The sequence below is a fragment of the Streptomyces sp. SID14478 genome, from assembly GCF_010548525.1.
Lineage (GTDB): Bacteria > Actinomycetota > Actinomycetes > Streptomycetales > Streptomycetaceae > Streptomyces.
In genome coordinates this window covers 1-657 of the sequence record NZ_JAAGMG010000460.1, presented here as the reverse complement: position 1 = coordinate 657, position 657 = coordinate 1, and the positions used below count along the sequence as shown (strand labels likewise).

Here is a 657-nt window from a genome sequence, read left to right as displayed (position 1 = left end):
GCGCACGTGCGCACCCGCCGGCCGGGGCATCTGGCGGATCTGGCGGTCGATCCGACGCCCGCCGCGGACTTCCTGCTGCGCTACGGCGTCCCCGTGACGGCGCAGGACGCCCCGGTGCGCGTGCTCTTCGGACAGTCGGCCTGGGCGTTCGACGACGCGCAGGTGCGCCGCATGCTCGCGGGCGGCCTGCTCCTGGACGGGACCGCCGCGCACATCCTCGGCGAGCGCGGGTACGCCGCGCTGCTGGGCGTCGGCGTCGACGGCATCGTCGGCCGCGAGGACCACGTCGAGGGCGAGGGCCCGTACGCGTACGAGCGCCACGGCGACCTCGTCCTCAGCGTCAACGTCCAGCCCGCACTGGCCCGACTGCGCCCCGGCGACGGCACCGAGGTGTGGAGCACCGTGCACACCCCCGACGGTTCCGCGTGGGGCGCGGCGCGCTGTGTGCACACGAACGCGCTCGGCGGACGCGTCGGCGTGCTCGCCGCGACCGCCCCGCATTTGCTCCCTTACGACGACGAGGGGCAGCGCCTGCTGCACGCCATGGTGCGGTATCTGGAAGGCCCCGCACCGCGGCTGCCGTTGGTCAGCGGCGGCCCGCACCTGATCCCGCGGCTCGCCCGCACGGCCGACGGGCTGCGGCTCGCGGTCGCGGGC

Annotated in this window: 1 protein-coding gene; it reads left to right on the top strand. The window is 76.3% G+C overall.

The genetic code is table 11. The annotated features are described in order from the left end of the window. A partial coding sequence (locus G3I40_RS15300) for a hypothetical protein (protein WP_203644116.1) occupies nucleotides 1-657 on the top strand: 657 nt, incomplete at both ends.